The 20,041-nt window shown below is 50.8% G+C and carries 17 protein-coding genes, 1 pseudogene and 1 riboswitch; of the genes and pseudogenes, 9 read left to right on the forward strand and 9 right to left on the reverse strand.

What is annotated here, in order from left to right:
* The first annotated feature begins 1 nt into the window (after window position 1).
* Complete coding sequence (locus EPA93_RS42155) at window positions 2-1,939, forward strand: adenylate/guanylate cyclase domain-containing protein (RefSeq protein ID WP_129893304.1); 1,938 nt, start codon at window positions 2-4, stop codon at window positions 1,937-1,939.
* Between the two features lie 25 nt (window positions 1,940-1,964).
* Here the strand turns inward: EPA93_RS42155 and EPA93_RS42160 are convergent, their stop codons facing one another.
* The 4 genes and pseudogenes from EPA93_RS42160 to sucC form a co-directional block, all read right to left on the reverse strand.
* Window positions 1,965-2,846 carry a GNAT family N-acetyltransferase gene (locus EPA93_RS42160; protein WP_129893305.1) on the reverse strand — a complete coding sequence of 294 codons (882 nt, stop codon included), beginning with the start codon at window positions 2,844-2,846 and terminating at the stop codon, window positions 1,965-1,967.
* A gap of 16 nt (window positions 2,847-2,862) precedes the next feature.
* On the reverse strand, window positions 2,863-4,020 hold the full coding sequence (locus EPA93_RS42165; protein WP_129893306.1) for a histone deacetylase family protein: 1,158 nt from the start codon (window positions 4,018-4,020) through the stop codon (window positions 2,863-2,865).
* An 84-nt stretch (window positions 4,021-4,104) separates the two neighbouring features.
* Complete coding sequence (gene sucD, locus EPA93_RS42170; protein ID WP_129893307.1) at window positions 4,105-4,968, reverse strand: succinate--CoA ligase subunit alpha; 864 nt, start codon at window positions 4,966-4,968, stop codon at window positions 4,105-4,107.
* Window positions 4,969-4,980: 12 nt separating this feature from the next.
* Window positions 4,981-6,119: pseudogene (gene sucC / locus EPA93_RS42175) on the reverse strand (ADP-forming succinate--CoA ligase subunit beta).
* 282 nt (window positions 6,120-6,401) lie between these two features.
* Here sucC and EPA93_RS42180 point away from each other — a divergent pair.
* Together EPA93_RS42180 and EPA93_RS42185 are read left to right on the forward strand one after the other, a co-directional pair.
* Entirely contained in the window at window positions 6,402-7,256 is an 855-nt protein-coding gene (locus EPA93_RS42180) for a TrmB family transcriptional regulator (RefSeq protein ID WP_207229344.1), read from the forward strand.
* Window positions 7,257-7,299: 43 nt separating this feature from the next.
* Window positions 7,300-8,574 carry an adenylosuccinate synthase gene (locus EPA93_RS42185; protein WP_129893308.1) on the forward strand — a complete coding sequence of 425 codons (1,275 nt, stop codon included), beginning with the start codon at window positions 7,300-7,302 and terminating at the stop codon, window positions 8,572-8,574.
* Between the two features lie 210 nt (window positions 8,575-8,784).
* Here EPA93_RS42185 and EPA93_RS42190 read toward each other — a convergent pair whose 3' ends face one another.
* Complete coding sequence (locus EPA93_RS42190; RefSeq protein WP_129893309.1) at window positions 8,785-10,317, reverse strand: glycine hydroxymethyltransferase; 1,533 nt, start codon at window positions 10,315-10,317, stop codon at window positions 8,785-8,787.
* A gap of 51 nt (window positions 10,318-10,368) precedes the next feature.
* Window positions 10,369-10,454: riboswitch (ZMP/ZTP riboswitch) on the reverse strand.
* A 224-nt stretch (window positions 10,455-10,678) separates the two neighbouring features.
* Entirely contained in the window at window positions 10,679-11,914 is a 1,236-nt protein-coding gene (locus EPA93_RS42195) for an MFS transporter (RefSeq protein WP_129893310.1), read from the reverse strand.
* A gap of 375 nt (window positions 11,915-12,289) precedes the next feature.
* Between EPA93_RS42195 and EPA93_RS42200 the strand changes: the two genes are divergently transcribed.
* A complete protein-coding gene (locus EPA93_RS42200) occupies window positions 12,290-13,003 on the forward strand; it encodes a helix-turn-helix domain-containing protein (RefSeq protein WP_129893311.1) in 714 nt (237 codons plus the stop codon).
* A 51-nt stretch (window positions 13,004-13,054) separates the two neighbouring features.
* On the opposite strand, the gene EPA93_RS42205 is transcribed toward EPA93_RS42200, so the two are convergent.
* Window positions 13,055-14,182 (reverse strand): nucleotidyltransferase domain-containing protein, encoded by a 1,128-nt coding sequence (locus EPA93_RS42205; protein ID WP_165423757.1) that lies wholly within the window; start codon window positions 14,180-14,182, stop codon window positions 13,055-13,057.
* Window positions 14,183-14,205: 23 nt separating this feature from the next.
* Here EPA93_RS42205 and EPA93_RS42210 point away from each other — a divergent pair, with 23 nt between their 5' ends.
* Window positions 14,206-14,532 carry a Tm-1-like ATP-binding domain-containing protein gene (locus tag EPA93_RS42210; RefSeq protein WP_129893313.1) on the forward strand — a complete coding sequence of 109 codons (327 nt, stop codon included), beginning with the start codon at window positions 14,206-14,208 and terminating at the stop codon, window positions 14,530-14,532.
* Here the strand turns inward: EPA93_RS42210 and EPA93_RS51195 are convergent.
* Window positions 14,449-14,694, reverse strand: coding sequence for a helix-turn-helix domain-containing protein (locus EPA93_RS51195; protein ID WP_129893314.1), 246 nt, complete (start codon window positions 14,692-14,694; stop codon window positions 14,449-14,451). The genes EPA93_RS42210 and EPA93_RS51195 overlap by 84 nt on opposite strands.
* 39 nt (window positions 14,695-14,733) lie before the next feature.
* The gene (locus tag EPA93_RS51200) at window positions 14,734-14,982 is read right to left on the reverse strand and encodes a helix-turn-helix transcriptional regulator (protein WP_129893315.1); all 249 of its coding nucleotides are present in this window, start codon (window positions 14,980-14,982) and stop codon (window positions 14,734-14,736) included.
* 757 nt (window positions 14,983-15,739) lie between these two features.
* Here EPA93_RS51200 and EPA93_RS42225 point away from each other — a divergent pair.
* From EPA93_RS42225 to EPA93_RS42240, 4 genes are all read left to right on the forward strand, one after another.
* Window positions 15,740-16,588: a hypothetical protein gene (locus EPA93_RS42225; protein WP_129893316.1), complete on the forward strand. Its 849-nt coding sequence runs from the start codon at window positions 15,740-15,742 to the stop codon at window positions 16,586-16,588.
* Window positions 16,589-16,593: 5 nt separating this feature from the next.
* Window positions 16,594-16,839 (forward strand): hypothetical protein, encoded by a 246-nt coding sequence (locus EPA93_RS42230; protein ID WP_129893317.1) that lies wholly within the window; start codon window positions 16,594-16,596, stop codon window positions 16,837-16,839.
* Window positions 16,840-16,902: 63 nt separating this feature from the next.
* A complete protein-coding gene (locus EPA93_RS42235; RefSeq protein WP_129893318.1) occupies window positions 16,903-18,297 on the forward strand; it encodes a baseplate J/gp47 family protein in 1,395 nt (464 codons plus the stop codon).
* Between the two features lie 226 nt (window positions 18,298-18,523).
* The gene (locus EPA93_RS42240) at window positions 18,524-19,837 is read left to right on the forward strand and encodes an RNA-guided endonuclease InsQ/TnpB family protein (protein ID WP_129893319.1); all 1,314 of its coding nucleotides are present in this window, start codon (window positions 18,524-18,526) and stop codon (window positions 19,835-19,837) included.
* The last annotated feature ends 204 nt before the right edge of the window (window positions 19,838-20,041 follow it).

Raw genomic sequence — 20,041 nt, forward strand, 5'->3', positions numbered from 1 at the left:
CGTGACGCCATCGCCGGATTGGGTATGGAGAATTAGCAGTGATCTACGTGCGGTTGGTGATGTTCTAATGCGCATCTCGCGCACGATGCATGAACATACCCATAAATTAGAAGTGGCTGTCGAGGGGAAATATGCTAGCGAAAGTAGTGATCCTCGGGTTCGCTTATTAAGTGAGGCGCTGCAGATCAGCCGCGTTGCTGATTTGGAATTGGGACGGCTGGATCAGTCGATTCAGCAAGCCGTCAAGAATATGCTGGTATCTAGCGGTGGCAGCGGTAAGCTACCTACCGTTGAAGCTGCTTTCGAGCGCGAGCGCGAAGCATTGAATACCAGTATCACGACCCTGCAGCAGCAGCGTGACGAACTGGGCATACTCTATGAGATTGCACGTACGCTCAATTCGACCCTTGAATTTGATGAAGTGCTACGCCTGGTAATGGACCGCGTGATTGAGTTCGTCAAGGCAGAGCGGGGTTTTATTGTTCTGATCGATCCTGCAACTGGAGAGCCGGAATTTACGATTGCCCGCGATAACGAAGCTCGCACGCTGCCTAGAAGCGAATTTGCCACAGCCCAGATCAGTCGTGGCGTGCTCAAGCGCGTGATCAATTCGCGAGAGGCTGTCCTGGCCAATGATGCACAACTTGACGATGCCTTAAAAGCCCAGGCAAGTATCATGGCTTATGGTATTCGCTCGATTATGTGTGCTCCGCTTGTTGTGCGTGATAACTGCATTGGCGCGGTCTATGTCGATAGTCGTATCAATGCTAATCTGTTTGGCTCCAAGCACCGCGATCTTTTGCTCGCCTTTTGTAACCAGGCTGCTATTGCTATCGATAATGCGCGTCTCTTTGATGACCTGAATAAAGCGATCAGGCAGGTAAGGGACGACAAGCAATATATGGATAATATTTTCTCCTCTATCGCTAATGGGGTGATTACCACAGATTCAAGCGGGATAATTACCACGTTTAATAATGCTGCCAGTATGATTCTGGGCATAGATAAGGAAAAGGTGATAGGTAAGCATTATGAGGAGGTATTTCAAGAACTGGCCCAGGTAGGTCTGGTTGAGCTTCTGAGCGAGGCCCTCGATCAGCGGGATCTGCATCTGAATAGTACCTTTGTGCCCAGCACGATTGCTTGTGAGCTTCCTACGCGTGGACCTGGCTTGTTTAACTTGAATTTCTATGTGTCTTCCTTGCGCGATACCCAGGGGAGCTATATCGGTACGGCCCTCGTCGTTGACGACCGCACCGAACTGAAGCGTGCAGAGGCGCGCGCCAAGCAAGTTCGGCGTATATTCGAGCGCTATGTGCATCCCAACGTTGTGCAGCAGCTTATGAAAGATCCCATGGCCTTAAAGCTGGGAGGGGAGACAAAGGAAATCTCGGTAGTCTTTGCTGATATTCGGGGCTATACACGCTTGAGCGAGAATATGCCGCCCGAGGAGGTCATGAATCTCATCAATCGCTACCATAAGATTATGTGCGAGGCGATCTGGGAAGAGGAGGGGACACTGACAACCTTCCAGGGGGATGCGCTTATGGCTATCTTCAATGCCCCCTTGCTGCAGAAATTGCATGCTCTCCATGCCGTCCGTGCGGCCTGGAAGATGCGCATGGCTGTGCAGGAATATCAGCGTTCTCAGCCCCAGGAAACCCACGTCTCGTTTGGGATTGGGGTCAATACTGGTCTGGCTACAGTGGGCAATGTAGGATCTCAGGAACGTATGCAGAACTATACGGCGATCGGTGACGTTGTGAATGTGGCCTCGCGCCTGCAGAATAATGTTTCGGATAATAATATTTTGCTCAATGAGCCTACCTATTTGCAGGTATATCGCTACGTCCTGGTTGGGCAACCCTTTGAGCTAGAGGTCAAAAACAAAAGCGCACCTCTCACTGTGCGCTACTTGTGGGGCTTAGCCCAACCATAGGGCCAGGCGACCTACCAGATTTTTCTTATAGACATTTACGCAAGACAAAGCCCATTTGCTCAATACGAATAAAGCTAAACCATTCGTAAAGCCGATGGGCGTGAGTATTTTCCTCCTGAGTGTTGAGCATGATGCGCGATACGCGCTCGCCCGCAAAGAAGCGAATGGCCTCGGCCATCAGGCGGGCGCCGATGCCTTTTCCACTGGCCGAAGGATGGACGGCAATGCGAATCAGATAGCCATAATCACCATCCAGGCTGTTAAATTGATAGCCGACAACTTCCCCATTGAGTTCCGCTACAACAAAATAGGGATGGGTAGTTGCGATATCGTGAAAAGCTATGTTGTTGTTGCGCCACAGATGCTCAAAGCAGGCCTCTTCTATAGAGAGGAGGGCAGGCATATCGCCTCCCAGGCCGTCGTCTGGCAGATTAACGGGGCGGATAGTTACCTCTTGATTGCCCGTGGTAGGGACGCGATAGTCAAATTTATCATAGGCGTAGAGCTGGCGATGCTGCGTAAAGCCTTGCGTTAATAGCGTTGTGCGAAGCCAATCGCGACCCGAATCGTTGCCTGAGTAATAGAGATTGCGCACGCCAGCGTCATAAAGATAAGGATAGAGCTCAATCAATAATTTTAGAAGCATGCTTTTGTAGGCTCTGCTGTTTGCCCAGCTAACGCCAAATCCGCCAATCCAGGCGGATGGCGGATTGACAATCTGAGAAAGCAAGAATCCATGGAGGGAAGAGCCGCGAAATACCCCCACTGCTGGATAATGCTTGAGTAAGGTTGGGAGCTCTTCAGGCGTAAAGCGCTGATAAATATATTCCGAGGTGTCTAGTAAGCGCCTGAGCTCAGGCGCATCATCACTCGTTAATAGCCTTACCTGTTCCGTAAAGGTAGCCATATATTCCTCAGGTGAGTTACTCTTGATTGGGCTCTTCTGGGCCTTTTACTTCGCGTCTAATCCGTTCAATGTCTGGTTTGGGCGCGTGACGTGGGCGATAGCCTGTCAGGTTATGAATGCGTCTCAGTTCGGCAATTAACACATCAATATTGATATAATATTGAACATCGGGAGCCTGGCCCAAATTATCTAGAGCTGCGTCATCGCCAAGTAGCTGATTGACGCTCGTGGCTACGCAAGCGGCCATGGCCTCAAGGCTATAACCACCCTCCTGTACCATAATCATGCGGCCATCACATAGCTGATTGGCTAGCTCAACAAGGATTGTATTGAGCTTGGCAAAGGCTGCAGTAGAAAGATACATATCACCTAATGGGTCATCCCAATGCGCATCATAGCCGGCTGAAACAAGGATAAGCTGGGGATTAAAGCGATCTGCTGCAGGTACCAGGACCCGGCGGAAGACAGACTCATAGACTATAAAGGGCGTCTTGGCGGGAAGCGGTACATTGATCGTTGTGCCCAGTCCGGGGCCCTCTCCAAGCTCTGTCGATAATCCCGTGCCAGGGTAAAAAGGAGCCTGGTGGACTGAAAAGTAGAGCACGCGCGGATCATCGTAGAATACTTCTTGTGTACCATTTCCGTGATGGACATCGTAATCGATAATCATCACACGCTCTAAGCCATAGTGGTCAATGGCATAGCGAGCAGCGACGGCGACGTTATTGAAGAGACAGAAGCCCATTGCGGATTCAGGAACAGCATGATGACCGGGAGGCCGTACCAGACAATACGCGTTGTTGATCTCGCCTTTCATTATCGCGTCGATAGCTACCAGGGGCGCGCCAGCAGCCTTGAGGGCAGCTTCATATGATTTTGCGGAGACATAGGTATCGGTGGCAAAAAAGTGCGTTTTGGGGCCACCTGCGGCCGAAGCCGAGGCCGCGTTCTTGCTAGCAGCCTCTACCTCCTGGATGTATTCACGCTCATGAATGGTGGCCAATTCGTCAACAGTAGCCGCGCGTGGCGCCAACTGTACCAGCCCGTCGCGTTCCAGCCAGTTCAGGGCCTTGATGACTTCTATTGCCATCTCTACACGCTGAGGCTTTTCAGGATGTTTGGATGGCGTGATATGTTCTAAAAAGATTGGGTCGTAGATGAGAGCCGTTGTCATACCAAATCCTTTATTGTTTGTAGTGGGGCGACGAGAGTGCGCCCAACCACAAACAAAAATTTCTAGGTTAGAGGTGAGAACCTCCTAGAGCACTTTCTTGACCAGATCTGGAATCTCAAAGATGGTATCGGCCACAGGAACGCCAGCAGCCTGTAGAGCTGCGACCTTGCCCTGTGCTGTACCGGTATTGCCGGAAATGATGGCACCAGCATGGCCCATGCGCTTTCCTGGAGGTGCTGTACGGCCCGAGACAAAGGAGACGACAGGCTTGCTCATCGTCTTGATATATTCGGCTGCATCCTCTTCGTCGCTGCCGCCGATCTCACCGCACATAACGACAACCTTTGTGCCGGGATCTTCTTCGAAGAGTTTCAGATAGTCGATGAAAGTTGAACCGATAATCGGATCTCCGCCGATACCGATACAGGTAGACTGACCAAGCCCAGCCTCGGTGAGCAGTGAGACGACTTCGTAGGTCAGGGTGCCTGAGCGTGAAATGAAGCCGACTGAGCCGGGTGTGAAGATCTGATAAGGAATGATGCCGATCTTCCCCTGGCCTGGTGTGCATAGTCCCGGGCAGTTGGGGCCGATGAGGCGTGCACCATGCTCACGTACTACCAGCATAGCCCGCGTCATATCGACGACAGGAATGCCTTCGGTGATGCAGACAATCAACTTGATGCCCGCGCTGGCCGCTTCCATAATCGCATCTGCGGCGCCAGGAGGGGGCACAAATATACAGGATGCGTTGGCATCTGTAGCTGCCTTGGCCTCAGCCATGGTATCGAAGACAGGAACACCCTCTACAGTCTGACCGCCTTTACCAGGAGTCATGCCTCCGACAATATTCGTTCCTGCGGCAGCCATGCGAGGCGTATGGTATCGTCCTTCGCGGCCCGTGATGGCCTGAACGATCACGCGTGTCGTGTTATCTATTAGAATACTCATCCTTGTGATCCCCTATCCATTTGCACCGATGGCGGCGACGATCTTTTGCGCAGCATCGCGCATATCTGCGCCCCAATCCAGACCGGCATCTTTAAGTATAGCTTTGCCTTCTTCAGCTCCGGTCCCGGAGAGACGCACGACAATAGGCATGCCCTTGGGCAACTCTGACTGGGCCATAATGACGCCACGCGCAACCTCTTCGCCGCGCGTGATGCCGCCAAAGATATTGACGAGAATACCTTTGACCTGTGGGTCACGGGCTACAAAGGTGAGCGACTTATACATGACTTCAGCCTTAGCGCCCCCCCAATGTCCAGGAAGTTGGCAGGCTTGCCGCCGACGCGTGCCACCATATCGAGGGTGGTCATGACCAGCCCAGCTCCATTGCCAATGATGCCCACGTCTCCATCGAGCTTGACGTAAGTCAGACCTTCCTGCTTGGCTTCATATTCGAGCGGGTTCGATTCTTCCGGCTCGGCCCACGCTGCGTATTCTTTCTGGCGGAAAAGCCCATTATCGTCAATGATAATCTTGGCGTCGGTAGCCTGTACCTGTCCATCGGCAGTCAAGGCTAGCGGATTGATCTCGGCCAGGTTTGCATCGCTCTCAATGAAAGCTGTGGCCAGGGCGGCAAGAATAGAGCCTGCTTTGCCAATGATGGCATGGGGGAAGCCTGCCCGTGCGACGATATCGCGCGCCTCAAATGGGCGCAGTCCCCAACGCATATCGATTGGCTGCTTGATGATCTTCTCTGGGGTGGTAGCTGCGACTTCTTCGATGTCGATACCGCCTGCTGAAGAGACCATCACGACAGGGGCCTGGGACTTACGGTCGAGGATAATACCGAGGTAGTACTCCTCTTTAATGTCCACTTTGCTAGTGACCAGGACTTTTTCTACGGTAAGCCCTTTGATATTCATTCCCAGTACGCGCGAAGCTGCTTCACGCGCTTGCTCTGGGGTATCGCCGAATTGGATACCACCTGCTTTGCCACGACCGCCCACATAGACCTGGGCTTTGATAACAACCGGCCCGCCAAGTTCGCGGGCAATGGCTTCGGCTTCCTCTGGCGTCTGGGCTACGCGCCCTGGTTGGACAGGGATGCCATAGCGCGCCAGAATCTGTTTTGCCTGGTATTCGTGAATCTTCACCGAAATAGCTCCTTGTGCTACGTTGCTACATATGATATGCCCTCGCGGGCAAGGAGGTTTGTTACGCAACTAAAGTTATGCTAGCACTATCAAGGGAGGGTGTCAAGAAAACAGCTTATGCTCTGCTCTTTTCATGGCCTGAATAAAGCTTCCGGGCTGGCCAGCGCTTGCCTTTCTGGAAACTCTGCCGGTCAGGCCAGTTTTTGTTCTGCTTGACACTATGGGATTCGTTACTTATACTAGTAGTAGTAAACGCTACTACTAATGAAAGGATTGCGTCTTGTGACCCTGGCTATCATCGAGGAGATGAAGCATCTCGGCTTCACCGGTGCGGAAGCACAGATCTATGTTTTCCTCCTGCAGCATCCCTTGTCGACAGGCTATGAGATCAGTAAAGGGACGGGCTTGCCTCGTGCCAATACCTATCAGGCGTTGGAGACATTGGCGGCCAAGGAGCGTGTGACTGCAGTAAGTGAAGAGCCCATTCGTTATGCGCCTGTGCCTCCAGAGCGCTTGCTTAAGCGCATCCAGGAAGAGACTGCCCAGCGCTGTCAGGATTTACAGCTCAGCCTATCCAGGTTAGAGCAGCCGGATAGCGTGGGGCATTTCTGGGAGTTGAGCAATCGTGGACGGATCGAGGCGCGCCTGCGCGAGTTAATCAATGCGGCTCAGCGGCGTATTGCGGCAAGTCTGTGGGCTGAGGATCTTGAGCTTCTGGTCGATGTTCTGCAGGCGGCGCGCGATCGCGGATGCATGGTGATTCTCAATTTATTTGGGGATGCGCGTGCGGATTTTGCGACTGTCTATCAACATGAGGGTCCTGAGAAGGTTGTTGGAGGACATGTGGTGGCTCTGGCCATCGATTTTGAGGAGGCCCTGGTGGCATCGTTGGATGAGCCTGCATCGGGCGTGACGACGCAGAATCGTACTCTGGTACGTGTAGTAGAAAAGTTCATTCGCGATGAAGCTTATTTGGCTGCTATTTATGAACGCTTCTCGCCTGAGCTAGAGCGCGCGTTTGGGCCACACCTTGTGGAGCTACGTCGGCGCCTCTTGCCTGCTGCTGATGCTGAGCACCTGGTTGCTGTTACGGCTATGGACTCTCAGCCGATCAGCTTGCCTTCGGGCTTAAAATAAGTTGTATTTGCAAATTTGATATAAAGCGAAAGGTGTTACTATTATGCCTGAGTCTGTCACTGTTGTTGTTGGCACGCAGTGGGGTGATGAGGGAAAGGGCAAGCTTGTGGATCTGCTCAGTAGCGATGCGGATCTCTGTATGCGCTTTCAAGGAGGAGGTAATGCCGGTCATACGGTTGTGAACGATGCAGGAGATTTCAAGCTGCATCAAGTTCCCTGTGGCATTTTTAATCCGGCCTGTACATGTATGATGGGTACGGGAACTGTTGTCGATCCACAAGATCTAGCAGCAGAGATGGAGCAGTTAGCTCAGCAGGGCGTGGCTGTTGATAAAATGTATGTCTCGGATCGTGCACATGTCGTAATGCCATATCATAAGTTACTCGATCAGGTGGAGGATCAGGCGCGTGGCGCTTTTCGCGTTGATACTACGGGGCGCGGTATAGGTCCTGCCTATACTGATAAGGTGGGTCGGATCGGCATTCGGTTCCATGATCTCTTGTACGAGGATGTCTTGCGCGAGAAGCTGGCGGTTGTGTTGCAGCGTCATAATGCTGTGCTAACCACGGTCTATGGTAAGCAGCCTTTTGACGAACAACAGTTGCTTGCCGATTATCTCGCCTGGGGTGAGCGCTTTAGATCGCGCATTATTGATACTATTCCCCTGGTGCGGGCTGCTCTGCAGGAGGGTAAAAATATCATTCTCGAAGGCCAGTTGAGTGCCATGAAGGATATCGATTGGGGTTCTTATCCTTTCGTAACCAGCTCATCCCCTACAGCTGCAGGAGCCGCCGCAGGCTCAGGTATTCCGCCGAGGCGTATAGATCGAATTATTGGCGTGGCGAAGGCTTATAGTTCGCAGGTAGGAACCGGTCCCATGCCGACCGAGCTGCAAGGCGCCGCGGGCGATCACTTACGCCAGCTTGGCGGCGAATATGGAGCAACCACTGGACGGCCCCGACGTGTTGGCTGGTTTGATGCTGTGGTAACCCGTTTCGTTGTAGATCTCAATGGCTGTACTGCCCTCTCAATTACCAAGTTGGATGTGTTGGATACGCTCCCCGAGATCCCAGTCTGTACGGCTTATAAATATAAAGGGGAAGTGCTGCCAGACTTGCCAGATCCGATGCTTCATGAGCAGTGTGAGCCTGTATATGAGATATTGCCAGGTTGGCAGCAATCCACGCGAGAGGCGCGTTCTCTGCAGGATCTTCCAGCTAAGGCACGCGCCTATCTTGAGCGCCTGGCCGAACTTACCGGTACCGCGATTCACAGTGTAGGCATAGGTCCGCATCGCGACCAGACGATCGTGCTTTAGTTAGGGCTGGATGTGTAGTAAGAGCTACCGTAAGCAAGATCGATAGCTCTTACTATCCTTGCAGCGTAAGCAACAAAACTTCGTTGCCTCTATTACTAGCAGCGCTACTCTATTTGCCCCTTAACGAGATGCTCCAGGATAACGACTCATACAATAGGGGTCTCCCAAACTTTTGATGAAATGTGACCAGTGTCATGCTCTAGCTATATGTTATCTAGCGCTTTGTGATAGGAAAGCAGCCAGTAACTCGGTATCGAGTTCGGGATAGAGCGGATATTGCTGCAGCAAGGCCTTGACGCGTTGACGGGCCTGGTCAACGATCTGCTGATCCAGGTTATATTTAGTGAGGCTTTTCTTGCCACTATTCGTTTTCGCCGGGCTGACTTCCGCGAGCACAAGCTTGACGATGCTGGCGATCTCTTTCATTTCCTCAGTTCCCATCCCCAGGGTTGTGATGGCTGGCGTGCCGAGGCGCAAACCACTTGTATACCAGGGACCGTTTATGTCGAAGGGGAGCGAGTTGCGATTGAGCGTGATGGCGCATTCGCGTAGCGCCGATTCGGCCTGCCTGCCGGTCAAGCCAAAGGACTGTGCCACGTCGAGCAGGAAGAGATGGTTATCGGTTCCGCCTGTGGCGACCTGTAGACCTTGGTCTACGCAAGCCTGGGCCAGCGCCTGGGCGTTCTCGACGATTCTATGGGTGTAGCGGGAAAATTCAGGTGTGGCGGCTTCGCGCAAGGCAACGGCTTTGGCCGCCATAATATGTGGAAGTGGGCCGCCAAGCGTAAATGGACAGCCTTTATCTACCCATTCTGCAAACTCTTGTTTGCACAGCACAAGTCCTCCGCGCGGACCTCGTAGTGTCTTATGAGTAGTTGTGGTGATGATATGCGCATAGGGTACTGGATCAAACTCGCCGGTGAAGACTTTGCCAGCGACCAGCCCGGCGAAATGTGCCATATCAACCATCAGGACCGCGCCTACTTCATCGGCCAACTCGCGCATTCTTGCAAAATTGAGCTTGCGTGGATAAGCGCTATAGCCGGCCAGCAGGATTAAGGGCCTGATCTCATGTAGCTGCTCACGCAATTTATCGAGATCGATAAGCCGCGTCTCTGCATCAACGCCATAGGAATGAACGTCGAACAGATGGCTAGAAATATTGTGGCGATAGCCGTGAGTGAGATGGCCGCCCGAGTAGTAGTCGAGGGCGAGCAAACGCTGGTTGTGGGCCGCAAAGCGCACTTTGGCCCAATCCTCGCGGCTGACCTTGGACGGGTCGCTCAAGTTCATCTCGGCTAAGAGTGGGCTTTGCACTTTTGCCGTCAGGATGGCAAAAAAGGCCACAAGATTCGCATCTGCACCCGAGTGGGGCTGGACGTAGGCATGCTCAGCCCCAAAAAGTTTGCAGGCAAGTTCGGCTGCCTCTGCTTCAATAGCATCAACATTGTCACAGCCGGCGTAGAAACGATGGTATGGGTAGCCTTCAGCATATTTGTCAGTGAACAGATTGCCGCTGGCCAGTTGCGTAGCCAGTGAGCTATAATTCTCGCTGGCAATAAGTTTGAGATTGCTGCGCTGATCTTCAAGCTCTTTGACAATGGCAGCGCTTACTGAGGGTGAAGTGCTGTTAATCACATCGAGCGAGGCATAAAAGGCGGCTGCAGCTGGCTGGGGAGCAGTCTCTTTGAGGCTTTGCAGATAGCGGCTCAACAGGGTAGGCGCAGTAGTTGTAGTATACATCAATGTTCCTCCTTTGCTGCACAGCATAAAGTTACCAGAATGTTGAGAGTATGTTGCAGCCCAGGCGAACGGCTTTTTCCCCCTCTACAGGCTCCCTTGTGGTTGCTCCACTACATTCGCCAGTTACCTGTAGAGCTATTCAATTGTTACAAGCACAAGTATAGCATGCCTTCATAGATCATTCTACCCGGGAGTACCGCCTCCTTCAGATAGGGATTCTTAACTGAGAGTCAAGACGAGAGAACGCATCTTCTTGCCTGTAAAGAGGCTGGAGCACAGGCAGGCAGACTTTCAGCTTTCCAGCCTCATCGGGGGCAAAGATTCTCCCTTCCGCACTTCCTTTGGCGTGTGATGATCTGCATTATGACGATTGGGTTCGCGCGCGACGTATGCCAAGCAGATAGACCCCAAGCGCTATAATCATCATGGCCAGGCCCAGCATACAGGCGCCACTCCACCCGCTCAAGCTCCAGGCTGTGGTTCCCAATGCCGAGCCAAGTGTTCCACCTACAAAATAGGAGAACATATAGATAGTATTCAGGCGACTGTGATTTTCGGCCGGGCGGGCATAGATACGAGCCTGGTTAGAGATGTGGGCCCCCTGAGAGCCCAGATCGAGCAGAAGCACGCCGATGATCAAGCCCGGAATCCATTGGCCGCATAGCCAGAAAATGATGTACGTCACCAGTACTATTGCCATCATTATGCCTGTGATCGCGCGGGGATTGGTACGGTCAGTACGTTTGCCTACTAACGAGGCCGTGATTGCGCCCGCCACGCCTGCTAGACCGAACAATCCAATCACATCGCTATTAAAATGAAATGGCGCTCCGCTCAGCAGAAAGGTCAGCGTCACCCAAAAGATTTGAAAAACGCCAAAGGTAAGGGCTCCAAAGATGCTCACCTCAATGAGCACGGGTTCGCGCCGTAGCAGCCTTACCATTGACTGCAGCAGGTGTAGATAGTGCATTTTCTCACGTGGAGCTTCTCGGGGTAGGAGCAAGCGCAATGAGATGAGCAATAAAGCCATCAGGACAGCCGCGATCCAGTAGATAGCCCTCCAGCCCAGATGCGCATTGACGAAACCGCTGATCGTGCGCGCTAACAGGACACCAATAAGCAAACCGCTCATCACAGCTCCCACAACGCGACCCCGTTCCCGCGCTGGGGCAAGGCTAGCCGCGAAGGGTACAACGATTTGAGGTACGACTGTGGCAACTCCCATTACCAGCGTCATAACGCCTAGAAAAATCATCGATGGCGCCAGCGCTATCGCAATGCATGAAAGACAGACACCAACCAGTGAGATGGTAATAAGATCGCGCCTATTTAAGACATCGCCTAGTGGTACAATCAGGAGCAAACCTAGCGCATAACCCAGTTGGGAAAGTGTGGCAATAAAGCCAACACTGCTCTCTTGCACAGAAAAGTCCTGCGCAATTGAGACCAATAAGGGCTGAATATAATAGAGATTAGCAGCGCATAGACAACAAGCAAGAGCCATAAGGAAGACCAGGCCGTTGCTCAATGAGGTCTGGCCTGACTGTGCAGAGAGCGAAGGTATTTGCGCTCCATTCTCTAGAGGTCGGGTCGGCATATAAAACCTTTCTTTCCGATGACTTGTTCAATATATTAAACAAAATATAGACGATAAAAAAAGATTTGTCAATCTGCCTGAACAGCAAACTAAAATTTTCTCATCTCTTTTTTCTATCACCTGATAGCACTTAAGGATGGAATATGAAGGAGTAAAATACCTGTAAAGCTAGCTTTAAGGTGGGATCAAGCGTCATAATTTGCTCAATCTGCGATGTGATGCTTGACCATCACCATAGAGAAAAAGCAGGCAGGCCCTCTAGTCTTTTCTGAAAAAAGGTGTATAATATATTTAACGAGAATTGAACAACGATGTTCTTGATCCGGCTGAAGACTGCCGGATGCTTCAGGGTCACCGAAAGAGAGACAAAGGTTTATGGGTCAGCGACAGCTAATGGCGGTAGGAGAAAAGTTACGCTCTGCACGGCATGAGCAAGGGCTAAGTTTGCGTGAATTGGCCAGCCGCGCTGATGTGAGTGCAAGCTTGCTCTCGCAGGTCGAATCCGGCAAAGTGATGCCATCGGCTGCAACACTTTATCGTATAGCGACGGCGCTCTCTCTACCAGTTCACGCGTTCTTTCCTCCCACCACGCAACAGGTAGATAAGGAAGAAGATAATCGCTTGCAGGCAGCATCAACGCAACTGAAGATAATGGAGCAGCCGCTCACTTATGCCGCCCTTGAGAATCGTGCTCCGGCTAGCTCGGATATAGAGGATACACAAGCTATTTCTGGCCCCGTCGTCCATCCTGAAACACGTAAAGTGTTGGAGCTAGCTGGAGGGATAAAGTGGGCCCGCTTAACGCCAGGCAGCGAGGAAGGGATGGAATTTTTGGAGATTAGCTATGTCCCTGGTTATGATTCGGGACCGGAAATGCTCTACCATACAGGGCGTGAGTTTGGGATTGTGATCGAGGGAGAAGCCATAATAGAGCTGGGCTTTGAGCGTTATCAACTTAAGCCAGGTGATAGTATCGTCTATGATTCAACAACGCCCCATCGCGTGATTAATACTTACGAAGGCAGGACACGTATGCTCTGGGTACGCTTTACGCCCCACACCAGACCAACACGAAATCCTGAGTCATAATTGGAAGCTCATGCGAGCGTAAGCTTAACTGTACTCCTGCAGCGCAAGTAATTAGTAAGTCCCCGCCTCCACTGCTGCGTGTCCTACGTTGAGTAGCTGAGTGGCCAGCTCGCTTATCTCAAGAATGTACTTTGGGTTGTCTGGAAAACGCAGGGCTTCTGTCCAGGCCTTGTATAGTGCCGGTTCCTGACGTAAGGCCAGCATAAAATCGGGAAGGGACATGCGCCCAGAACTACCCTTTGTTCGCAGCAAAAAGATGTTGCCGATATCTATGCGTATAGGAATTTGTAATAAGCCGTCCAGGTAGTACAGCAGCGCAGGAAGGCGTTTCTGTTCTCTTAAACTGGTTACTTTGTGTTCGATTTCTTCATAGGTCAGTTGACCATACACATGTTGAGCCCAGGCGCGATCTTCCACCGATAAGAGGTTCCCTATCTCTGTGTGCTCAACCCAGTGCTTGAGGGCTTCTGCACAGAGGTCGTAAGCATCGCGGCTCTTCTGAATGGCCTCTGTGGAAGCATTGAGGGCAAAAGCTGTGAGGCATGGCTCGAAGAGGTTGGTCTTGAAGTTGTGTAATGCCTGTTCAAGACTATCGATGAAGTGGCTGGGAGAAGCTCGCATTCCACCGAGTTCAATCAGGGCTGCTCCAGCATCCTGCAGGGTCTGGCGCGCATAAAGAGCCGCTAGCATTGCATCTTTATCTATGCTTTGCAGCATTAAGGTGCGGCTTTCCTCGACAAGTTTTTGGCGAGCAAGGAAGCGTTCTTTCCGCGCGGATGGTTGCAAAAATGCGCTGCTGATCTCGTCTCGAAGTTGGGCATAGAAATTGTCGGTATCCAGAAGGATGATCGAATTCACAACCCGATATACCCAGGAGCCTGCCCCAACACCCTGTACAAATGCCTCGGCTGAGATACGATCAAGATCGGCAAAGAGCGGCCCGCCTGGTTGAGGATGTTTGAGGAAATCGGCTAGTCGGATACGGGTAACTTCGCGATAGCCCACAGGCTGGTCTAGTAGTAGCATGAGATCAAGATCGCTGGCCGGGTCAGCATCGCCCCAGGCGACTGAGCCAAAGAGGAACGCAGCTCGTAGACCTTTGTCTTTCAGGGGCTCGATAAGCTGGCGAGCTGTATCAATGAGCTGGTTATGATGTGCAGGAAGTGGTAATGGATTCATAAAGATCTCCTGAAGCATAGTCTATGCGCCAGCATATTGTGAAGGCAGGCTGCGAGGTGATCCTGATCGGTGCTGGCATCAAGGAAAAATCCTTGACAAAGCCCGATATCACGCGCGAAGAGGTGGCAAAGGCCGTTAATACCGATATCGTAAAGCTGGTGGCGCTGGGAGATCGTGGTATTGCCGTCGAGACGATGGCGCATGGCGCGACGGCAGTTGTGCGCAAGCTGTTTACCCAGGGCCGTTTGCATGGTATTCTGGGCGGCTCAGGTGGCTCGGCGCTGGTAACCGAGGCTATGCGCGCCTTGCCGATTGGTGTGCCAAAACTGATGGTCTCCAACAACGCCTAATTTTATGAAAGTATTGTAGTCGTCACGAGATACTCTATGCTCTCCTCCTATATCTAATGCAACAAATTCACCTGAATTGATCCAGTTTCGGACAGTTTTTACATTTACTTTCAGGTCTTTTGCTATTTCGTCTGTTGTTAGCCAATCTTCACCTTGTGGCATAGCAGTCTCCGTATCAGGTTTGATATATTCTGCTGCTCTTTAGAGTACCCGGATCTCAAGACTTTGGTATGTGACTTCAGTGCCGAGATGTAGACTAAGGACACGGCAAGCGCGAACCGCGAGTTCGGCCTTAACTGGTTCGCTTTTCTCCATTTTGTTGATAGTGGAGCGAGATATGTTAGCTTCTCTGGATAGCTCTGTGACTGTTATACCTGCATTAATGCGAGCTTCTTCAAACTTGTTCATAAATGACTCCTTTAAGTGGCTGTATGAGGCTAATTCTAGCATAGGGGTGCTTTAAAGACAAGAAAAGGTCTTTTCCTGTTGAATGTTGCATGTAAAAAGTTGCGTGAAAAACGCTTGACTTTTGTAATGCTGTCGGATACACTGTACAAAAATAGACGAAAAAATACAATAAAATGCTTTTTAGTTATGTAAGATTAATATAAAAATATTATAATGTAATTAAGTGGTTTTATCTGTTCAAATCCGAAAATAGAAACAAGCTTAGCAGTAAGTCTTTTTCTTTGACTAATTTTGTGGCTTACAATACCACATACTGACGTTAAAGTACGTTAACTCCCCTTAAAGTGGCGTGTAACAGTCTAAATAGCTTCTAGCGGTTATCTACGGGTATCAAAGAATACCTATTGGTACCTAATCTTGAAAGGAGATGATAAAAAAGCTAGCTTACTATGTTGCAGATAGCAAGCTAGCGGAAAGTGAGAACAACACGTTGAAACCCAGTTAAGTAGTAGGTTTTCGTGGTTCTCGTTGTCTATTTTGGCACGCGAGAACCCACTCGTCAAGGACAAAGGATCATGAGAGAGAAGATTACGCGTGCTGTAAAGAAAATAGTCAACTCATGCAGTTATCAAGGGCATAACTGGCAATCAACCATCATCAATGGGTACTTTCATTGTACGCGTTGTCGTGAGCTAGCGGCATGTCGGTCCTGTGTACCTCATCCCAAGGGTAATGCGACCTTGGGTTTGTGTCGACAGCATCAGCAGCAGAAAGCGGCGAACACTGTGGAGGTCTTAGGATGAAGCCACCACGTGAACAACATGGGGTTCCATCCCGCTTTTCTCGATGTGTCCCCGTCGTTGATCTAGATACCCCTGCCGCTACTCATGAGGTGGGGCATTATGTAGGGGTTCACCCCGAAGATCAACCGTATTCTACTGGTGATATGGTCCAGCATCGTCAACAACGCCAATATTCACCCGTGCAGAGTGATGCACTAAGTGTGATCGATCTGGAAGATGAGCCACGAATGAGAACAAGCGTCAGGCGCTATCACACTCAACAAATTGGAGTGCAATCAGCACCTCGTACTATGATACGGGTACACCATCACCCTGTTCCTGCGCGAGCAACGCGCATTCAATCAACAAGTCAAACGCTTCCACATTCATCACTGTATGTGACAAGAGCGCATTTCCCTCTCCATTGGCTATTCTATGCGGGAATAGCTCTTATGTTCATGCTAATTGGATGGATCGGACTCGGCTTGCTCACGTCCTGGTGGCAAGGGGTACAAGACGACTGGCAGTATGGGCACCCAAGAACGTTTCAGATAGATGCTGTTGTTGGCCATCACGACTCAACTCGTTCACCCAGTCATTTCACGGTCTGGAACTTGAAAGGACGTCTTGTTATTGTCGAGTTTCCTGCAGGAGACGTTACCCATGCCACCATTTGTGTAGGACCAGTGCTCACCGGTGTCGGGCAAGACCAGATACCTGCTACGCTACAGTTCAAAGATGTCAACCATGATGGCAAGCCTGACATGATCGTCTCTGTACGAGAGTTACGCTATGTGTTCATCAATGAAAATGGCTCGTTTCGTCCCTTAAAACCAGGGGAAGCGGTCCAGATGGAGAAGGGATAGTAATTATGCAACGCATCTTTCTCACCTGCAATAAACGGGCGCTCAAATCTCTTGCCGATGAGTTGGGCGATCTCTTGAAGGAAAGGTATCAATCTTCGATAGAACTGTACGGTGTGACGAATAAGTGTCAGGATGGATTTATCCTCATCATCTGGGAACAGGAACGTGTACCTGACAAATTCAAGGAGCGTCTCGGTGCTGATGAGGATGTTTTTGATTATGTTGTCTACGAGCATGCGTCAGATGTTTGATCAGAAAGAGGGTGCCCGAGGACACCCTCTTCTCGCACTGGAAAAGTGCAAGGAAGAGCGTCTATGAACAATCCATTGCGAAACCAGATAGACCGAATACTCGCACACCTGGAGACAACAGAGACGACACGAACAACAGATGAGTATCAAGTCAACGAACCGACACGCGTGATTGATATTCATGTGTATGATCTTGAAGCGGAGACGGTTTCAGCGGAAAGTGACTCTATTCCTGATCAGATCCTCGACCAGCAGGAGCACCAGCAGCACCAGGCAAGTTCTTTTCGTTTTCGAAACGTTGGTAAGTGGGGGCGTTCTCACCTCCGGCTCTTGCTGCTGGCCGTCTTACTTTTACTGATCCTCATGTTAAGCGCGCTGATGCTGTACCAGTTCTGGTATGCACCTGCAGCTACCGTGACGCTTATTCCAGCTTCACAAGAGCTCATGTTGACGACAACACTCGATATCACCACCGAAAAAGCTGACGCGCGTACCTCAGTACCAGGAAGGCTCTTACCAGCGGTCACGATGAGTCAGTTCCAAACAATACGTGCAACAGGAGTGGCACATCAGCAAGCACAAGCCAGTCATGGGACAATCACCTTTTACAATGCGGCACCAGCGCAACAAGTTATTCCAGCCGGTACCTTACTCACTGGGGCTGATGGGGTCCAGGTGGTCACTGACGAAAGCGCTCTTGTTCCTCCTGTGAGCTATCCAACACTTGGGCAAGCGCGGGTATCAGCACATGCAGTCACGACAGGATCAGGAGGAAACATCAAAGCAGGGGACATCTATGGGCCATGTTGTCGGCTCAATATCTCAGCCGTCAATAGCGCCTTTTCAGGAGGACAGAACGAGCGGAGCTATCCCATTGTAACCCACCAGGATATCGAGCGTGCGGCGACAATGCTGCAGACAAGGTTACAGCAAAGTATGCAAGCTGCTTTGCAGACACAGGTAGACGTGACTGAAACGCTCATAACACCTTTGTCTTGTCACTCTGGTATCTCTAGCGACCATCAGGGAGGAGAAGAGGCGAAAGAAGCTCACATAACCGTGAGTGAGACTTGTTCAGGAATAGCCTATACTACAGCAAGCGTCCTTCATCTGATACAGCAGCGTATGCAGCAGCAAGCAGAAAAGCAGCTAGGAAAAGGCTACACCTCTGCTGCCATGCTTCACACCAGGATTGCAGGTGTGAGCAGAGTGAACGAGACACTGACCCGCCTACAGGTAGGAGCTACCGATACCTGGGCCTACCAGTTCACACAAGCTGATCAAGAGCATATAAAGCAGCTTATCGTAGGTGAAAGGAAGCAAGATGCAACAAACCGCTTACTCCACATTCCTGGTATTCAATCTGTTTCGCTAGAGGTGAAAAATTCCTCTACCTTGCCTACAGATGTCCATGCTATTCACCTCGTTTTTATCAGAACAATGAGGAACACTACTTGACAGTTCGCAAACGTGTCGCCTAGAGGCGACAGCCTTGCGATTTGTCAAGCTAGTAGATGATCTTTTTAACGTCAGATCGACTCTAGAGGCTGTTTAGATGAGGGCGTTGCCTCTAGGCAACACATTTGTGAATTGTCAAGTAGGTAAGCTGGTAAACCTAGTGTTGAGCAATGAGAATACGACCGAGGTACATACGTGCTCCTATTCTCTCAGGAGAAGATAGCGGATGCAGCTTGTTGAACAACATATTATTGACCGCAATGATCCACGTTACCACGTGATTGATGAAGCGGCTTTTAAGTCGAAGAACCTGTACAACGCTGGCAACTATGAGGTACGTCAATCCTACATTCTTGCGGGAAAGTACCTCAACTACCACGAGATGGACAGGCGGATGCAGTCCCACGAAGCATACAAGGCTCTGCCGGCAAAGGTTAGCCAGCAGGTCTTAATGCAGCTGCATCATGATTGGGAGGCCTTCTTCAAAGCGCGTAAAGCCTACAACGAAGACCCGTCAAAGTTTCGAGCGCGTCCCAGGATACCTGGGTACAAGCAGAAAACGGAAGGTCGGAATATGTTGGTCTACACCATCCAGGCGCTGAGTCGAGGAAAGCGCGGCTTGAAACACGGCATCATCAAGCCTTCGATGCTCGCTATCGAGGTGAAGACGAAGCAGAAAGACATCCATCAAGTGCGTATCGTCCCACGCAAAGGCTTCTATGTGATTGAGGCGGTGTATAGCCGCGAGGAGAAGCAATCACCGGTTAATTCTGCGTACTACGCTGGCATAGATATTGGCATGAATAATCTGGTTGCGCTAACCTCAAACAAACCAGGGTTTCGCTCTGTATTAGTTAACGGGCGTCCAGTGAAATCAGTCAACCAGTTCTACAACAAGCATAAGGCAGAACTACAGAGCCAGCTTCGACGCAAGGGGACAACCAAGCGCATGGAGCGCATGACAAACAGGCGGAACAGGCGCATTGATCAGTATCTGCACACGGTCAGCAAAAGGATCATTGATCTCGTAGTCAAGGAAGGAATTGGGACGCTCTGTATCGGCAAGAATGATGGGTGGAAGCAAGAAGCCAACATGGGTAGGCGGAACAATCAAAACTTTGTTTCGATCCCGCATGCTCGTTTCATTTCCATGCTCACGTACAAAGCGGAACTGGTAGGCATTCGTGTAGAGATCACGGAAGAGTCCTATACCTCAAAAGCGTCGTTGCTGGACCTGGACCCGTTGCCAGTTCGTACCAACGGCGATGAAAAGCACACCTTTAGCGGCAAGAGGATTAAGCGTGGACTCTACCGCGCCAAAGATGGACGGAAGATCAACGCCGATATTAACGGCGCTGGCAATGTGATACGAAAAGTAGCCCCTGATGCTTTCTCGAAAGTGGAGGGGGTAGAGGATGGGAAGGCGGTGCTTGCATCGCTGGTAGTCCATCCCGTGCGGTTAGTCGTTGCCCCCGCACGAACCCAGAAGGCGAGCAATGGCGCAAGCAAGCGATCAAGAGAACGCTCCAAAACGCTATGACACGCTCTGTTTTTTGGAACTATATCATAAGATGAGCTATGCCGGGGGTAGAATTTCAAGAGCGAGTTTTAAGAGGCTTGCATATTTTCTTGAGCGTTCTTTGACTTTTTCTGCGCTATGCTGAATGTGGAAAGAAATCTCGTAGCGCAGATAGGTTATCGTGAACCATTTTCTGGCTGGTTTTTCTAGGAAAAGAGGAACCGA

Source organism: Ktedonosporobacter rubrisoli (genome assembly GCF_004208415.1).
Lineage (GTDB): Bacteria > Chloroflexota > Ktedonobacteria > Ktedonobacterales > Ktedonobacteraceae > Ktedonosporobacter > Ktedonosporobacter rubrisoli.